18 protein-coding genes and 2 tRNA genes are annotated in these 15,071 nt (G+C 39.8%); 9 read left to right on the forward strand and 11 right to left on the reverse strand.

Annotated elements, in window-relative coordinates:
- Positions 1 to 60 precede the first annotated feature (60 nt).
- From CWC11_RS11700 to dnaQ, 4 genes are all read right to left on the reverse strand, one after another.
- Positions 61 to 137, reverse strand: a tRNA-Asp gene (locus tag CWC11_RS11700).
- A 27-nt stretch (positions 138 to 164) separates the two neighbouring features.
- A tRNA-Asp gene (locus CWC11_RS11705) sits at positions 165 to 241 on the reverse strand.
- Between the two features lie 98 nt (positions 242 to 339).
- Positions 340 to 1,710: a TIGR03503 family protein gene (locus CWC11_RS11710; RefSeq protein WP_138682839.1), complete on the reverse strand. Its 1,371-nt coding sequence runs from the start codon at positions 1,708 to 1,710 to the stop codon at positions 340 to 342.
- A gap of 9 nt (positions 1,711 to 1,719) precedes the next feature.
- On the reverse strand, positions 1,720 to 2,433 hold the full coding sequence (dnaQ, locus tag CWC11_RS11715) for a DNA polymerase III subunit epsilon (protein ID WP_058548304.1): 714 nt from the start codon (positions 2,431 to 2,433) through the stop codon (positions 1,720 to 1,722).
- A gap of 68 nt (positions 2,434 to 2,501) precedes the next feature.
- On the opposite strand from dnaQ, the gene rnhA reads away from it, so the two are divergent.
- The gene (rnhA, locus tag CWC11_RS11720) at positions 2,502 to 2,966 is read left to right on the forward strand and encodes a ribonuclease HI (RefSeq protein WP_058548305.1); all 465 of its coding nucleotides are present in this window, start codon (positions 2,502 to 2,504) and stop codon (positions 2,964 to 2,966) included.
- Here the strand turns inward: rnhA and CWC11_RS11725 are convergent.
- Entirely contained in the window at positions 2,963 to 3,736 is a 774-nt protein-coding gene (locus CWC11_RS11725; RefSeq protein ID WP_058548306.1) for a class I SAM-dependent methyltransferase, read from the reverse strand. The genes rnhA and CWC11_RS11725 overlap by 4 nt on opposite strands.
- A 53-nt stretch (positions 3,737 to 3,789) precedes the next feature.
- On the opposite strand from CWC11_RS11725, the gene gloB reads away from it, so the two are divergent.
- Together gloB and CWC11_RS11735 are read left to right on the forward strand one after the other, a co-directional pair.
- Complete coding sequence (gloB, locus tag CWC11_RS11730; RefSeq protein ID WP_138682840.1) at positions 3,790 to 4,563, forward strand: hydroxyacylglutathione hydrolase; 774 nt, start codon at positions 3,790 to 3,792, stop codon at positions 4,561 to 4,563.
- Between the two features lie 155 nt (positions 4,564 to 4,718).
- A complete protein-coding gene (locus tag CWC11_RS11735; protein ID WP_138682841.1) occupies positions 4,719 to 6,299 on the forward strand; it encodes a LysM peptidoglycan-binding domain-containing protein in 1,581 nt (526 codons plus the stop codon).
- Positions 6,300 to 6,442: 143 nt separating this feature from the next.
- On the opposite strand, the gene CWC11_RS11740 is transcribed toward CWC11_RS11735, so the two are convergent.
- From CWC11_RS11740 to CWC11_RS11750, 3 genes are read right to left on the reverse strand one after another with little or no spacing between them, the layout of a single operon-like run.
- Entirely contained in the window at positions 6,443 to 6,892 is a 450-nt protein-coding gene (locus CWC11_RS11740; RefSeq protein ID WP_138682842.1) for a flavodoxin, read from the reverse strand.
- Complete coding sequence (truC, locus tag CWC11_RS11745) at positions 6,892 to 7,656, reverse strand: tRNA pseudouridine(65) synthase TruC (RefSeq protein ID WP_138682843.1); 765 nt, start codon at positions 7,654 to 7,656, stop codon at positions 6,892 to 6,894. The genes CWC11_RS11740 and truC overlap by 1 nt, the downstream gene beginning before the upstream one ends.
- Positions 7,649 to 7,969 carry a YqcC family protein gene (locus tag CWC11_RS11750; protein ID WP_138682844.1) on the reverse strand — a complete coding sequence of 107 codons (321 nt, stop codon included), beginning with the start codon at positions 7,967 to 7,969 and terminating at the stop codon, positions 7,649 to 7,651. The genes truC and CWC11_RS11750 overlap by 8 nt, the downstream gene beginning before the upstream one ends.
- Before the next feature lie 104 nt (positions 7,970 to 8,073).
- Between CWC11_RS11750 and CWC11_RS11755 the strand changes: the two genes are divergently transcribed.
- Both CWC11_RS11755 and CWC11_RS11760 read left to right on the forward strand, forming a co-directional pair.
- A complete protein-coding gene (locus CWC11_RS11755; RefSeq protein ID WP_138682845.1) occupies positions 8,074 to 9,102 on the forward strand; it encodes a DUF3549 family protein in 1,029 nt (342 codons plus the stop codon).
- Positions 9,102 to 9,401, forward strand: coding sequence for a DUF3301 domain-containing protein (locus CWC11_RS11760; protein ID WP_138682846.1), 300 nt, complete (start codon positions 9,102 to 9,104; stop codon positions 9,399 to 9,401). The genes CWC11_RS11755 and CWC11_RS11760 overlap by 1 nt, the downstream gene beginning before the upstream one ends.
- Positions 9,402 to 10,178: 777 nt before the next feature.
- Here the strand turns inward: CWC11_RS11760 and CWC11_RS11765 are convergent.
- Positions 10,179 to 10,811 carry a GNAT family N-acetyltransferase gene (locus tag CWC11_RS11765; RefSeq protein ID WP_138682847.1) on the reverse strand — a complete coding sequence of 211 codons (633 nt, stop codon included), beginning with the start codon at positions 10,809 to 10,811 and terminating at the stop codon, positions 10,179 to 10,181.
- A 257-nt stretch (positions 10,812 to 11,068) separates the two neighbouring features.
- On the opposite strand from CWC11_RS11765, the gene CWC11_RS11770 reads away from it, so the two are divergent.
- The 3 genes from CWC11_RS11770 (at position 11,069) to CWC11_RS11780 (ending at position 12,464) form a co-directional block, all read left to right on the forward strand.
- Positions 11,069 to 11,305 carry a DUF2789 domain-containing protein gene (locus CWC11_RS11770; protein ID WP_058548315.1) on the forward strand — a complete coding sequence of 79 codons (237 nt, stop codon included), beginning with the start codon at positions 11,069 to 11,071 and terminating at the stop codon, positions 11,303 to 11,305.
- Positions 11,306 to 11,410: 105 nt separating this feature from the next.
- Complete coding sequence (locus CWC11_RS11775; RefSeq protein WP_058548316.1) at positions 11,411 to 11,677, forward strand: hypothetical protein; 267 nt, start codon at positions 11,411 to 11,413, stop codon at positions 11,675 to 11,677.
- A gap of 13 nt (positions 11,678 to 11,690) precedes the next feature.
- Positions 11,691 to 12,464: a Zn-ribbon-containing protein gene (locus CWC11_RS11780; protein ID WP_104642929.1), complete on the forward strand. Its 774-nt coding sequence runs from the start codon at positions 11,691 to 11,693 to the stop codon at positions 12,462 to 12,464.
- A gap of 64 nt (positions 12,465 to 12,528) precedes the next feature.
- Here the strand turns inward: CWC11_RS11780 and syd are convergent, their stop codons facing one another.
- Positions 12,529 to 13,068, reverse strand: coding sequence for a SecY-interacting protein (gene syd, locus CWC11_RS11785; protein WP_138682848.1), 540 nt, complete (start codon positions 13,066 to 13,068; stop codon positions 12,529 to 12,531).
- A gap of 59 nt (positions 13,069 to 13,127) precedes the next feature.
- On the opposite strand from syd, the gene queF reads away from it, so the two are divergent.
- On the forward strand, positions 13,128 to 13,973 hold the full coding sequence (gene queF / locus CWC11_RS11790) for an NADPH-dependent 7-cyano-7-deazaguanine reductase QueF (protein ID WP_138682849.1): 846 nt from the start codon (positions 13,128 to 13,130) through the stop codon (positions 13,971 to 13,973).
- Between the two features lie 220 nt (positions 13,974 to 14,193).
- Here the strand turns inward: queF and CWC11_RS11800 are convergent, their stop codons facing one another.
- Complete coding sequence (locus CWC11_RS11800; protein ID WP_138682850.1) at positions 14,194 to 15,069, reverse strand: peptidylprolyl isomerase; 876 nt, start codon at positions 15,067 to 15,069, stop codon at positions 14,194 to 14,196.
- Positions 15,070 to 15,071: the final 2 nt, after the last annotated feature.

Genomic DNA, 15,071 nt, shown 5'->3' on the forward strand with positions numbered 1-15,071 from the left:
CCAACTGAACTACCACTCCATAATAAGAATATGTTTTACAACCATATGTTGTGTAAGTGTTGGCGGAGTGGACGGGACTCGAACCCGCGACCCCCGGCGTGACAGGCCGGTATTCTAACCAACTGAACTACCACTCCAGCATCTACTTACAAATTGTCGAAAATTGGCGGAGTGGACGGGACTCGAACCCGCGACCCCCGGCGTGACAGGCCGGTATTCTAACCAACTGAACTACCACTCCACATTTTCGTTGCTGTCTGAGTCTCCCCTGACAGCGGCGTGAATAATACGAACCAGCCCCTATTTCGTCAAGGGCTTTTTTGTTTTTTTATAGGTTTTTTAGTCATCTGACATCGAAAGGTTTAAAATTTCACCTGATTTGTCATTTTTTGAACCATTTTTGCCAACTTGATTTTTTTCTGTGTTGGTAACTTCACCATCAGCTGCTTTCTTTTTATTTAAAAAAGGCAGCTTAACTTTAAATTTGATTGGTTTTTTCTGAACAAATATACGAATTGCTAACCAACCGAGTAATAAAATAAGAATATTACAGCCTATTATTAAGCTAATAATTGTTGAAGTGGCCATTTTTTCATCTACAGGCTCACTCGCTTTCATTTGTTCAGGCGTAATAATCGTTGCCGGATCAATTTCAGGCACAGCAACTATAGGACGTTCTATTTCAAATTTATAGGTTGGTAGCGTCGCCATAAACTCACGGCCGTTTATATTTGTGCCAAAAACAGATAACTCAACACTGTATCGACCCCAATCATAATTTTTAACGTTAAGTTGGCGTGAGTCATTTGGAGCAGCTTCTATGGTAAACATTTGCTCTTCGTTATTAGGGTAATAAATTTTGCCCTGAATAATGACGGTTTCTGGCTTAACAACGCTTGTGTCAATCGTTATTGTAAGTTTATGCTCGTCAGTCTCTTGCTCTGCAAGGGTAACGTTTGTTGAAAAGGGAGGTTCGTGCACTTCTATTGTGTCTTGTACAATACGGCGCTGCAATAGAGGCGTTGCAACGTAAAGCTCAGGCGTCCATTCACCAGCAGGAAAGTCTAACGTAAACTCTCCGGTAAAAATGCCATCTTTAGCGCGTTCGTCAAATCCGCGCCCATCATCTTTAAATTCGGCGACTTCTTGTATCCCTGAACCAAAATTAGCAAAGTTTTCGTTATTGGTACTTACAAAATCTACATTAAGGCTTACTACATCCCTAAATAGCTCAGCGTCTATTGGCTCACCGTCGTTAAGAATTTTACCGGTAATTTTAATTGTCTCCCCTCTAAATAACATAGGAGGGAGTGGCTGCGCCTCTAAAGATACTTCACCAAGCACTACAATTCGGCTGTTTGGTAAAATACTGCCAATAACCTGCCATGGACCGGCCATAGGATTTTTTATTGTAACCAAATCGTAGGTTAACTCGTCAAACCAATCGAGGTCGGGATTTCTTACGGCTTCAGTTGCAAAGTATTTACTGCCATCTGGCCTAACTAAAATAACAGCCGGTGCGCCAGGCTTTCTAAAAAACAGCAGGGTTATTTCTTCAATTTTACTATCTATACGAAAACGATTTTCTAATAAGGGAATTTCATTTTGATGCCCGTCACGTTTGAGCACTTCTACTTGCTTAACGCCATAAGCACTGCCAGTAAACAAACTGGCGGCGCATAACGCACTAACAAAATACATCGTTTTCATTGGGTAGCCTTATTCAGCGCGCCATAAACATTGGCCGCCTTCTTTATTGACAAGATCGAGTCGTGCTTCGTGTGCGCTTTGCTCAGCGTCGTTTGCACGTAAAACAACTAAAGGTGCCCTATTTGGGTTTAAACGTCTTATGCCGCCTTTTTGTTGCTCGCTGCCATCATCTTTATTTTGATTTAAGTTTAGCTTTGTTTGCCCACCTGTCATGGCAAGGTAAACATCCGCTAAAATTTCAGAATCCAGTAAAGCGCCGTGCAATGTACGTTTTGCGTTATCTATATCGTAGCGACGGCACAAAGCATCAAGATTATTCTTTTGACCAGGATGCAAGTCACGCGCCATTTTAAGGGTGTCGAGAACTTGGCAGTAATCGTGGGTATTAGGGTAACCCTGATTAAGCAGCGCAAATTCGTTATCCATATGACCCACATCGAACGGTGCGTTATGAATAACGAGCTCAGCCCCTTTTATATAGTCAAAAAACTCTTGCGCTATGTCACGGTAAAGGGGTTTATCACGTAAAAATTCGTTGGTAATACCATGAACATCTATCGCTTCTTCTTCAATACTACGTTGTGGATTTATATAAACGTGAAAATTGTTGCCGGTTAAGCGCCTGTTTACTAACTCTACACAACCAATTTCTATAATGCGGTGACCCTGTTTAGGGTCGATGCCGGTGGTTTCTGTATCTAAAACTATTTGTCTACGTGCCATATCGAATTTAGCCTGACTCTGGTATCTTTCTATAATCACTTTATTGTACATAATATCAAGGTAAAACAGTGCAAAAAACCGTAGAGATTTATACCGATGGCTCATGTTTAGGTAATCCGGGCCCTGGTGGTTATGGTATTTTTATGATTTATAACGGTCACGAAAAAAAATTAAGCCAAGGTTATAAATTAACAACTAATAACCGCATGGAAATGCTCGCAGCGATTGTAGCCTTAGAATCACTTACGCGTGAATGCGAGGTAAATCTCACAACCGATAGCCAATATGTTAAGCAAGGCATTGAATCGTGGATAGCTAATTGGAAAAAGCGCGGTTGGTTAACCTCTGCAAAAAAACCGGTTAAAAACGTAGATTTATGGAAACGTCTAGATAAAGCCTGTAGCGAACACAATGTTACATGGAAGTGGGTTAAAGGGCATAGTGGCCATAAGTACAACGAAATAGTTGACGATTTAGCTCGCGATGCCGCAGGCAGTAAAGATTTACTTGAAGATGTGGGTTATCAGCCTTAATTGTTATTTTTTTCATCGCAGCGCTTAAAGTGCTGCTTTGAGGTTTGCCTGAGCCCTGCCCCTTTTACTGGCGCAAACTGCGGCCTTGCATGCCACTTAGGCTTTATAGGTGTAAGCGGTGCTACTCGTTTTCTTGCCACCAGCATATACACACTCCCCATAGGTTTTAAATATTGTTTAGCAAAACTGCGCCAAAATTCAAAACGCGACAACCTGTTACCTCTCGCTAGCGATGAGTAAATAAATCGCTCATCACTCACTATTTCAAATCCTAATAAGTTAAGCCAATCTTTAACACGGGCAGGTGTAAAAAAGCGCCCTGTCCATGGAAGTTTTTGACCACTAAACGGCAGCATTTGAGCAAGCCCACATAAGCTAAATGGGTTAAAACCGGTAATAACAATATAACCACCAGGTATTAGCGTGCGGTGTGCCTCGCGTAAAATATGGTGCGGATCTGAATGGTACTCTAAGCAGTGGCTTAAAATACACGCATCAACACTGTGCTCGTAAAAAGGTAATTCGTCGATATCGGCCACAACACCTGTATAGGGGCCAGGCTCTGCAACGCAAACTTGGTGCTTAATGGTGCTAACACTTGTGTTAATTTCACCACTTAAATTACCTAGTTTTAGCATGTGATAGCCAAACATACGCGGTAACCATTGATCCATTTTGCGTTCTATGTCAGATCGTAAATAGTCACCATGAGGGAACTGCTGCCATGACAGCGGTTTAGGTCCTTCTTGAAAACTAAGGGCTGGTTTCATTTTATGAGCTCGTTATACTATGTGTTAACTGTCACTTTATAGAGCAATGTAACATGGTGCAAGTCAAAGCAATTAAAGCCTTTTCTGATAATTATATTTGGTGTTTAACCACTCATAATAGTAACCAAGCATGGGTAGTAGACCCAGGTGACGCAAGGCCTGTAATTACGCATTTAGCTGAACATAACTTATCATTAGCTGGCATTTTGATAACCCATCATCATAGCGACCACACCGGTGGCGTAGCTGATCTAGTTAAGCAATTTGCAAATATCCCTGTTTACGGCCCCGCCAATAGTCCTTTTGATGGTATTACTCATACTCTAATTGATGGCGATAATATTGAAGTACTAAATGTGCCATTTAATATTGTAGCCACACCTGGGCATACGCTTGATCATATTTGTTATACCCACGACGAACTCGCTTTTACTGGCGATACTTTATTTAGCGGTGGCTGTGGTAGATTATTTGAAGGGACAAGCGAGCAAATGTGGAATTCGTTCAATAAACTGCGTGAATTACCAAAAAGCTGTATGGTGTATTGCACTCATGAATATACTCAGGCTAACTTAGCGTTTGCAAAAGCAGTAGAGCCACGTAACCCTGAGCTACTCGAGTACAGCAAAAAAGTAGATGAACTTCGTAGTAAAGATGAAATAACGTTACCAAGCACTATTGACCAAGAGCTTAAAATAAACCCGTTTATGCGCAGTGACTTACCCACTATTACTGAATTATTACCAAAAGAATTCCTTTTGGTTACAAAAAACAATGAACCTTGGGAAAACTTTGCTAGTCTGAGAAAGTTCAAAGACAATTTTTAACGCATAATCTAATAGCTAGCTATATTTTATATTAAAATCATGCCTTTATTATTAGGGCATGATTTTCTCTTCGCGTTTAAAGTGGTCACTAAGTGGCAATGTTGACTCATAACGGGTAGTATTCGCCGAGTTTTTTACCCGATGTATTGGTATTTATGAATAAATCTCCTCTTTTAATTGCCTTGGCGCTTGCGCTAAGTGGTTGTCAAACGGTTACAACCTTAGATTCTGACTCTCAAGTCGCTACTCAAGCAAACCAAAAGCTTGAAGGCGCAAGCCCTAACGATATCAACAATGCATTGATGGTAAACGCACAATATCAACAAGTTAATAGTGAAGACGAAGAAGCTCCCGTTTTTGATGACGTGTGGGAACGTATTCGTTACCAGCTTTCTATTGACGTACCACAAAACCGCCCTGTTGTTACCGAGCGAAATTACTACGCTCGCCATCAAGCTTATTTAGATCGCATTTCTAAACGTGCAGAGCCTTACCTTCACTTTATTGTTGAAGAAGTAGAAAAACGCGAAATGCCAATAGAAATTGCATTACTCCCTATTGTTGAAAGTGCTTTTGACCCATTTGGTTACTCTAATAGAAGCGCTTCAGGTATTTGGCAGTTTATGCCAGCAACAGGTGAGCGTTTTGATTTGAAGCAAAACTGGTGGTATGACGGTCGTCGCGATATTGTTCAATCGACACGTGCTGCACTTGATTACTTATCGTATTTGCATAAAACCCTTGAAGGCGATTGGTTAAACGCTATTGCGGCGTATAACTCGGGCGAAGGGCGTTTGATGCGCGCGATTAAAAAGAATCGTAAAAAACATTTACCAACCGATTTTTGGTCTTTAGATTTACCTAGCGAAACCACAGCGTATGTACCAAAGCTATTAGCACTTGCCGATTTATTAAAGCGTGCTGACGACTTTAACGTTAAGTGGCAACCGGTGATCAATGCACAAGTAGTCGAAGTGGTTGATGTAGGCTCACAGATTGATTTAGCGCTTGCTGCTGATATGGCTGATATGACGCTTACTGAGCTTTACAGGTTAAACCCTGGCTTTAACCGCTGGGCTACTGATCCTAACGGGCCGCACTTTTTATTATTACCTACCGATAAAGCAGAGCAGTTTAGCCAAAAACTTGCACTTACTGATGTAAAAGATCGCTTACGCTGGCAACAATACACTGTCGCTCGTGGCGATAGCCTTTCTGTTATTGCTAAAAAGTTTACCACCAGTAGCAGTGCAATTCGCTCGCTTAACAAATTAAAATCAAACACTATTCGCGTAGGCCAAGAACTGTTAGTACCGCTTACCGATGGTGCAATTAATAGCGAACATTTACCTAAACAAATGCGTTTAGCAGCAAATAAAGCAACTCGTACTAAGTTATCGCACACGGTTAAAAGTGGCGATACACTTTGGGATATAAGCCGCGAGTATGATGTAACAATGGACGAACTTGCGTCGTGGAATAAACTGAAGAAAAACTCAGTACTGCGATTAAATCAAAAGCTAACTGTCTATAAATCAGCAAGTAAACCACAAGCAACCGCAAGTACTAATCGTACCATTACCTACAAAGTACGCCGTGGTGACTCGCTTGCGCGTATTGCTTCTAAGTTTAATTTAACGGTTAACGAGATTATTAAGTGGAATAACTTAGCCGGCCAAAAGTATTTACAACCTGGCCAAAAGTTAAAGCTTAAAGTAGACGTAAGAAGTAGCTAATTTATAGAGCTATAAAAGTAAAAAGGAGCGCATGCGCTCCTTTTTTAATACTTTAAATTTAATAAATTTGGCCTATTGCACGTAAATTCAACGCTAAAAATAGCTGTTAAAGATAAATTTACTATTCAAAGTTCAGGATTAAATTAAGCAGGTAGCTTTTCAAGCCATGCTTTTAACCAAGGCTCTGTAACGGGCCATGGCTCAAAATCTTCACAGGCATCTATTTCTAGGCGATTACCAACTGGCTTTGCTTGTAAGTCGCGTAATAGCTCATCAAAGCTGCGACCAGCACCACAAAAGGTGTCACCATAGCATCTATCACCCATAGCAATGACCCCAAAAGGTTTATCGGTGAGCATAGGAAACGTGCTATTCATAGCAAAGTACAGCCCCGCTAAATTGCTTGGTATATCGCCTTGGCCTGTGGTTGAAGTAACAACTAAAATATGTGAAGCATTTTTAATATCATCAAGAGATGCCTCATTAATAACGCTTGCAGTATGGCCTGCTTGCTCAATAGTATTGGCCACTTCATCGCTCAAACGCTCTGCGCCGCCATTAACACTGCCTACAAAAATACTAATATGTGACATTAATAATCCTTTTCTTGATCTGGCCAACCTAGTTGCTGACATATTTTAAGCATGTCTTCACCTAGTGGCGCTTTTATTGTGATGGGTTTATGCGTGTAAGGGTGCACAAAACTAAGCTCTGTTGCAAATAACATTAAACGCCTATGTGCAAAGTGCTCCCTAAAAAACTGATTATGCTGATTATCACCGTGATTTACATCACCTATAATCGGTAACGATAAATGCTTTAAGTGTCTGCGAATTTGATGCTTACGCCCCGTTTTAGGAAAGCACTCAACTAACGAGTAGCGCACTGTTGGGTATTTACCGATAGGAATAGGCAATGCAGCTTGGTGCAAACAATTAAACTGAGTTTGCGCCTCTTGTGGCGCTTTATCTTGATCTGCAAACTTGTCAGCTATTTTATCCAGCTCTTCTTTTAGCGGTTTGTCTAAAAAAACTGATTCAGGGGCAAACCCGCGCACTAGCGCTAAATATCGCTTAGCGATAGTACCTTCAATGAATAACTGATTCATATCGCGCGCGGCTTCAGAGCTTAAAGCAAATAGCAGCACACCCGACGTAGGTCTATCTAGTCTATGTACTGGAAACACATGCTGCCCTAACTGATCACGTAACATTTGCATGGCAAACTGAGTTTCGTGCTTATCTAAAAAAGAGCGGTGCACTAGTAAACCCGAGGGTTTATTTATGGCTACGTAGTTCTCATCTTGATACAAAATAGCCAATTCGCCGTATTCAATAGGCTCTGGGCGCTCACTCATTGGGCTCTCCTAAAAAGGCATCAAGCTGAATTAGTAATTCAATAATCTCGTTACTACCGTTTTTATTAGTAAGGGTCATTTGTGCCATAGGCGCAATTGCAAAATTACGAGGCAATGGTTGCTGATGAGTCACTAAATGCTGAACTTTTTCTATAAATACAAATTGTAACCATTGTTCAAACGCCATCGTGTCGTGACAAAATGGTACACTGGAATTTAATGCCTCAGGGGCTACTGGCTGAGCTTGCCAAAGTTGATGCTTTTTTAAAAGAGCTGTTAGCTGATTTAAATAAGCTTGGGTTTGCTGGTACATAACCACCCTCTTTCATATATGTAATGCAATTATACCCTGTTCCCACACAGCCCGCTATGGCGTATAATTAGGGCAATTTAGCAGTAAAAACAGTTGAGAATACAATGAGCGAACACATAGCCACATTAGGCCAACTTTTAGACGGTGCAGGTACTCAGTGGCGTGCTTTTGATATTGGCAGACATATAACTAAGCTTGATAAAAAACAGTTTTTAGCCATTGAACAAGCTCAAACCCCGTACCCTTACCCTCTTGGGGGTCATGCATGGCTTGCTATTCAATTTTGGGATAGTAAAGCAAGCAAAGAACCATACGTGTGGTTTTTAAAGTTTCCACTTGATGAACAAAGCAAACTGGTAAGTGCAAGCCGCGATCATTTTGCTAATATGGTTATTGAGGCCTTAGGCACTGAAATTACAGGTGAACAGGCTGATGGTAAACTTGATAACAACCCTTATGTTTTTACACCTAATGCAAATAAGTTAGCTGCGTTTAACGCACAACTTAAAGTGTTATTAAAACAACCGGCTTCTCAATATTACGAACACGCACAATTATACTTTAGCGGCAAAATTGGGTTTGATAACTGGCAAAGTGTTGCACTTCAAGGTATTGCAGATTTTGCACTACGCCTAGATAACGAAGCAAATTTAAGCAACTTACAAAACGCGTGGGCGCATTTACCGCTTGAAGTATTACAACCACTTAGCGCAATGCTTGAACATGTTGAAATACCCACATCTTTGAGTGAGCTTTTATTAGCATATGGTCAAGCTGCAATTGAAAATAACGATACCATAGCTTTAACCGCTGCACTGCGCTCATTGTCTAAAGGGCAAGCGCAAGGGCTAAGCACACAACTGGTTGATGCAGCATTAAGCTCATCACTTGGTAATGATTCGGACGTACTTTTAACCATTGCAGGGCGCTGTTTTGTGCAGTTAGAAGATCCAGAGCGGTTACACATATTTATGGATAATTGTGCACAACATCAAGAAATAGCGGAGCTGTTCCCTAGTGTGTTTGCCGATTTAGTTGCAATACCCACTATTCGCCCTCATTTATTAGGTTTATTACGAAAAGAAAATCGTAGCGAAACCCTCGCACGAGCAATTGGAAGGTTATTCTCTTAATGGCAAGCTTATGGACGTTCATACTTATTGGTAGTGTAATTTATTTATTTTGGCTTAACCGAAAAGTTGCTGAAGCAGCGAACGTTCATGCAAAGCGCCAAAGCGATCAATTGCAAGTACAGCTAATGAGTGTTGCATGCACTAAGCGCCGTTTTGGTTTTTTAAAAAACGGTAAGCCAGGTATTAAAAGTGAATTTATATTTGAATTTTCAAGCGATGGTGAGAATGCTTATCAAGGTGTGCTTATAATGGAAAATGAGTTTTTGAAAAGTGTGGTTGTTCCGCCGCATAAAATATAAAAGTATTTTAAGCGCTTTTTTAATGCTTAAAACTAAATTTAATACAAAAAACTAAGGCGTAACTAAAGTTACGCCCCAATTGGACTGCATCCTGCTAGATATCCTTTATCTATAAATCCGTATTATCATCCCCTGAACGAGCAAACAACCTTGTTTACCCTCCCATTGCATCCTGCAATATCCTTAACCTTCCTGGTCAACCTGCGCAATCTAACGCGTGGCTACATACCGTAGCATCATCCGTGGTAATCCTTTTAAGTAGCTCCTGCCACTTTAATGCATCCTGCATTTTCCTCTTGCCGCCTTGGCCATCCTACGTAAACTAACGTTCCTGCTACTTCCTGTAGCGTCATCCGTGAATATCCTAAAGTAGCTCCTAGCTACTAAGTGCCTCTTGCACTTCCTAATTCATCCTTGTATCCGTTTTAACTTGTCCTTTGTGCTTCCTGCTAGCGCCTGCTATGTTGCCTATTCCGTATCCTTGGCAGTAGCTTAATCGTTAAGCTATGTCGTCTTGACAAAGTAAAGTTTAAAGCAAAAGTGGCTTGGTAATAGCACTTAACAAAAAATAAATGAGTGTAATAAATATGCAAAAACAAAATAAGCTAGATATATTAACAACTTAAATAAAAAAAGGCCTGTTAGCACAGGCCTTTATCTATTAACGCTCACGTCAATGTAGGATATATCTCACAGCTTAATGTCCGTTTTGGCGTATTTACTCACACATGAATAGCTAAAAATTCAATTAATCTTACAAACTATTCAGCTAAACCCTTATTTAAACAGCAAGTCACCTTCAATTTTATTAAAGGTAAGTTGTTTTAGTGCTTTAAATCCCTCGGTTTTAAAAAACTCGGAGTGCTCTTTACGTGTAACAAAAACAGCCATGCCTGTTGCATTTAAATTTGACTTTACTAAGTCATCTAACCCTCTTAATAAATATCGACCGAGCCCTTGGCCATGAAAGTGTGGATCTACAGCTATAAATGCTAAAAAGTAATAATTACCCTGCTCTTTTAATGCATCTCGTATAGTCTTTTCTTTTTCTATTAATTGGTTAGTTTGCAAAAAACCGGCACTGAGCATAAGTTTTAAACGCCAATGCCAATAGCGCTGGGCTTGCAGTTGACTATTAGACTCAAATACACACGCTACCGCTTTTAACTTTTCATTACGGTATAAGCCTATCAAAGGCTGTTTTTCTTGCCAAAAAGTACTGAGCTCTTCTCTAATAAGAGAACGAAGTTTTTTCTCATAAGCGGATTTGTTATTTTCAATATAGTTAAGCAACGTTTGCAACATAGGATCGTCATGATAAGCCTGATAAATAAGACTCGCAGCAATGCTTATATCTTCTGCGGCTAAATACTGCACGCTAAAAGTGTCTGTTTGTGTGTCTACAGTCATCGTGTTTCCTCTTATTATTGATTTTAAATACGCCGAGCAATAAAACTCATTAAACTAAGGTTAACTATATACCTAAAGTAAAAAAAGCGTCAATTCAGCCAGAGTTTAGCTAGCCAAGCCTATAATTGTGTTCTAACTTTGGATAAATTTAATATCGATTACATTAAATTTGCTAACGACTTAACTTAGTCAACCCCGACTCTAGCTGAGCACTATGCATATTTAATAAAATTGTTATCATTACATGGAGCTATATTATGGATACAACAAAGCACGACATAAACACCCTATTTGCACAGCTTGGTTTACCCAACTCTGAAAAACAAATAGATGAATTTATTGCCAACCATGAGCTCGAGGACACTACATTACTGCAAAACGCCCCATTTTGGGATGAAGCACAGCAACACTTTTTGGCTGAGTCACTTGAAGAAGATGGCGCGTGGAGTGAAGTAATTGATGAGCTAGATGTAAGAATTAGACAAAGTAACTAATCGTATTTGGCACATTAATTAATGTGCCCTCCCCTATTTATTGCTAACATAGCACCCGCGCAGCTTTACTAGCTGCGCATTTATTTATTAAAGAGTTATAACCCAATGAATTCAGTTGTATTTGATGCAATTAAAGTCCTTCTTGAAGAAGGCAAAACTCCCACTGTTGCGCTCACAAAAGGCCGCTTAGCTCAATCAGTGCCAATGCCAATGATAATTGCTGCAGTAAGCCAATATAAAAATAACCCTGAATCTATTCATAACTTAATGAAAAACCCACAGCAAACCAGCGATAACGAACCTAAAACTAGTCAACTAGATAGAATTGAGCAAAAGCTTGATAGGTTACTCGCTATGCTAGAGCAAAAATAATTTGAGACTATAAATGTTCGTTGTTGATTTAACATTTGATTGCTACCAAGACACCACCCTAGAACAAGCCGAACAAGCAATAAACCGCTTAGTAAATGCCCTGCGTTTTAATGGCCAAATAATGGGGGAAGAATTTCCAACCGTGTTAAAAGACGGTTACTTCATCACCCGTGTTATGTGCCCTACAGAGGATGCTATGCATCCTCTAAATAACAGTCCGTTTGTAAAACACAGTATTGAGCTACTTAATAGTGCAGGTTTGCTTGCCCCAAAAGTTAAAATTATCGGCCAGGATATTCATTCAAATGGGGCTGATTGCTGTAAAGAACCATCAAGCTATATTTTGTACACAACTTACGTGCATACCTGTAGCCCGCTTTATTGTGGTGATGACTTTTTACCCGTGCCGCTATTTAATATACCCGCTATAGCCAATGGCGATTATAAAACGCTAATTAAATGGCAAGAAGATTGGCAAGCATGCGATCAAATACAAATTAACGGTGCAACACGCTGTGAGTTTCCTGCTCTTGAGGAAATATCGAGTACACAAAGTGATTTATACCGCCGCGGAAAAGACATAACTAAACGCATTAGTTTTTTAACTAAAAAGCCAGTTTACTATTATTTATACCGTGTTGGCGGCGTTGATAAAGCCTCTGAACTTGAACGTAAATGCCCAAGCTGTAATAGTGATTGGAAACTAGATGAGCCTTGGTTTGGGCTATTTGATTTTAGATGTGAGCCGTGCGGTTTAGTCTCTAATGTGTCGTGGGATTTTCAGTAGCCACTACTAATGCGTTTTTAAAGTCAGCTTAGTGATTACGCTAAGCTGATTTATTAATTATAATTTAAATCTCAAGCGCTTTTAAAAACGACTCTATATTTGGTGCAAGTACATGATGCGTTTTTTTGCCGACATGCTCTAAACAAACTTCCCCTGTATGAATTAAAACACTTACCAATAAATCGTCTTGATCTGTTAAGCCAATAAACACTGTTTCGGGTTGTTTTAGCTTTCGCTTCATTAACACGTGACCTGTTATGTTTTGTTGTAGCATGTCGAAATCATCACTATTCCAAGCTTGTAATAGCTCAACCTGATGGCCGTCAATTACAGCTAAAATACTTCCACCGTACATGTGACCATAAAGCTCACTCAGCGCTTTTGGAAATTCAAGCTCCAATGCCTTAGCTAAATCGTTTAATGAGCCTGCTGGCTGCTGGCGTACGCCTTGCCATTGAATATTACCTTGCTCATCAACCTCTCCAAGCTCACACGGGCTTGGCCATTGCTCATCATGCGCTATAAGTGGATACTTAGCGGTGTTTTTAAGGGTATTTTCGCTAAATTGATGGTGAAGTTGTTCTAAAAGCAATGCTACAGACATACTGTGAAACTCAATTAAATTAGATATAATGTTCTCATTGTAACTATTTAAGAGCAAACATGACAGATTACAGCAATTCTCCAGACCTTAAAGGCAGTGTATTAGGGCAATCTACTGAGTATGTAGATGTATATACGCCAAGCTTGCTTTTCCCTATTGCGCGCAAGCTAAATCGTGATGCTTTAAATATTGATGAAGCCGAGCTGCCATTTAAAGGCCAAGACATTTGGACAGGTTACGAACTTTCGTGGTTAAACGCCAAAGGTAAACCGCAAGTAGCAGTGGCTTTATTTACCTTTGAATGTCAAAGCAGCCATATTATTGAATCTAAATCATTCAAGCTTTATTTAAATAGCTTTAATCAAACTCGCTTTGAAAGTAATGAGGTGGTTAAGCAGCATTTAATTGATGATTTATCGTATGCTGTTAATAGCCCTGTAAAAGTAACTTTATATAATGCAGATGACTACAACTGCCTACCTTGCACTGCGCTTCCTGGTGAATGTATTGATGATTTAGATATTGAGATAGATAACTATGATATTGATGCCTATTCACTAAAAGCACAAAGCGATGAAGTAGTTAGCGAAACGCTTAACAGCCACTTACTTAAATCAAACTGTTTAATTACGTCTCAGCCTGATTGGGCGAGCATTATTATTAGATACACGGGCGAGAAAATATGTCGTGAATCACTGCTGCGTTATTTAATATCGTTTAGAACGCATAATGAGTTTCATGAGCAATGTGTAGAGCGCATTTATAGCGACTTAACCACACAACTAAACATTAAAGAGCTTGAAGTGTATGCACGTTACACTCGCAGAGGTGGACTAGATATTAACCCGTACCGCTCAACGCACTATAATGATACACCGTTTGCCGTTAAGATTAATCGTCAGTAATACCAATCCGCAATAATACTTAATCATTTTCAGGGGTTAAACGTGTCGCTATCTGCGTTAAAAAATTCTCATTTAGAACAACTAAATAGCGAATTTTTTGCCTTGCTATCAACACGTTTATCCGTCCTCAAAATAGATCACTTAATTATGCGGATTGGTATAAATCTTGAGTTTATATTAAAAAAGGAGCTTAGGCTCCTTTTTTAATATTGGTTTTTCGCTAATCGATACGCTTTGTCGGTATAGGCATCGCGCATACATCCACATAATTGTAAGACTGCACAAACCATGGTTCAGTACGGTTTTTACGAGCATCAATGAGTTGCTTGAACGATACAGAATCTGTTTTCATTACTTTAAATACACTTTTATCGTTTTTAACATCAGCCAATACTTGCACATTTGTTATAGGGTTAAATGCAACACCATCGGTTGGTGTGCGCTGCAAGCGGTTAAAATGCTCCATACCTTCAAGTACTCGGCCAAACACTGTAATGTTTTTATCAAGGTAGCGCGGCCCTTGTCCTATGGTTACAAAAAACTCCGTACTCGCACTATTTATATCGTTATCGCGCGCCATGGCAAACACGCCACTACAATGCACTTGCCATGTTTGCGTATGTGTTTGATTTTGCGCTACTGCAAAACCATTTAAAAAACCCGTAACAGGCGCGTAGCCATCGCCTTTTAGTTCAGTAATTTTAAGTGGCTGAGTAGTTTCTAAGTAAAACTCTGCAGGTACCGTTTTATTCGCTGTTTGTATTTTTTTATTACCTGAACTGTCGCCGCCCTGCGCTACAAAACCTTCAACAAAACGATAAACACTGGTGTCTTTATAAAAACCCTCTCGTGCTAGCTCTTTTATATGTGCGGTATGTTTAGGTGCAAGTTCAGGATTGAGCTCAATATAAGCTGAGCCCGTGGGCAGCGTTATTTTTAAAATATTTTGTGTACTTACAGTTTGCCATTCATGTGCCTTAGCATTTTTTATTACATCACTTGCACTAACGGCTATTGCTGCAGTTTGAGTGGTTTGGGAGTGCTGAGCACATCCAGTTAATGCTGTCATTAACACAGTTAAATATAATGCTTTCATAT

It is taken from the genome of Pseudoalteromonas sp. S3178 (assembly GCF_005886985.1).
Taxonomy (GTDB): Bacteria; Pseudomonadota; Gammaproteobacteria; order Enterobacterales; family Alteromonadaceae; genus Pseudoalteromonas; species Pseudoalteromonas carrageenovora.

Bases quoted from the DNA above. Each gene is read 5' to 3' on its own strand.
- CWC11_RS11750 (WP_138682844.1), bottom strand. From the start codon at position 7,969: ATGTACCAGCAAACCCAAGCTTATTTAAATCAGCTAACAGCTCTTTTA.
- CWC11_RS11780 (WP_104642929.1), top strand. From the start codon at position 11,691: ATGTTCGTTGTTGATTTAACATTTGATTGCTACCAAGACACCACCCTA.
- dnaQ (WP_058548304.1), bottom strand. From the start codon at position 2,433: ATGGCACGTAGACAAATAGTTTTAGATACAGAAACCACCGGCATCGAC.
- CWC11_RS11775 (WP_058548316.1), top strand. From the start codon at position 11,411: ATGAATTCAGTTGTATTTGATGCAATTAAAGTCCTTCTTGAAGAAGGC.
- CWC11_RS11760 (WP_138682846.1), top strand. From the start codon at position 9,102: ATGGCAAGCTTATGGACGTTCATACTTATTGGTAGTGTAATTTATTTA.
- CWC11_RS11765 (WP_138682847.1), bottom strand. From the start codon at position 10,811: ATGACTGTAGACACACAAACAGACACTTTTAGCGTGCAGTATTTAGCC.
- gloB (WP_138682840.1), top strand. From the start codon at position 3,790: ATGGTGCAAGTCAAAGCAATTAAAGCCTTTTCTGATAATTATATTTGG.
- truC (WP_138682843.1), bottom strand. From the start codon at position 7,656: ATGAGTGAGCGCCCAGAGCCTATTGAATACGGCGAATTGGCTATTTTG.
- CWC11_RS11725 (WP_058548306.1), bottom strand. From the start codon at position 3,736: ATGAAACCAGCCCTTAGTTTTCAAGAAGGACCTAAACCGCTGTCATGG.
- CWC11_RS11710 (WP_138682839.1), bottom strand. From the start codon at position 1,710: ATGAAAACGATGTATTTTGTTAGTGCGTTATGCGCCGCCAGTTTGTTT.
- CWC11_RS11735 (WP_138682841.1), top strand. From the start codon at position 4,719: ATGAATAAATCTCCTCTTTTAATTGCCTTGGCGCTTGCGCTAAGTGGT.
- queF (WP_138682849.1), top strand. From the start codon at position 13,128: ATGACAGATTACAGCAATTCTCCAGACCTTAAAGGCAGTGTATTAGGG.
- CWC11_RS11755 (WP_138682845.1), top strand. From the start codon at position 8,074: ATGAGCGAACACATAGCCACATTAGGCCAACTTTTAGACGGTGCAGGT.
- CWC11_RS11770 (WP_058548315.1), top strand. From the start codon at position 11,069: ATGGATACAACAAAGCACGACATAAACACCCTATTTGCACAGCTTGGT.
- CWC11_RS11800 (WP_138682850.1), bottom strand. From the start codon at position 15,069: ATGAAAGCATTATATTTAACTGTGTTAATGACAGCATTAACTGGATGT.
- syd (WP_138682848.1), bottom strand. From the start codon at position 13,068: ATGTCTGTAGCATTGCTTTTAGAACAACTTCACCATCAATTTAGCGAA.
- CWC11_RS11740 (WP_138682842.1), bottom strand. From the start codon at position 6,892: ATGTCACATATTAGTATTTTTGTAGGCAGTGTTAATGGCGGCGCAGAG.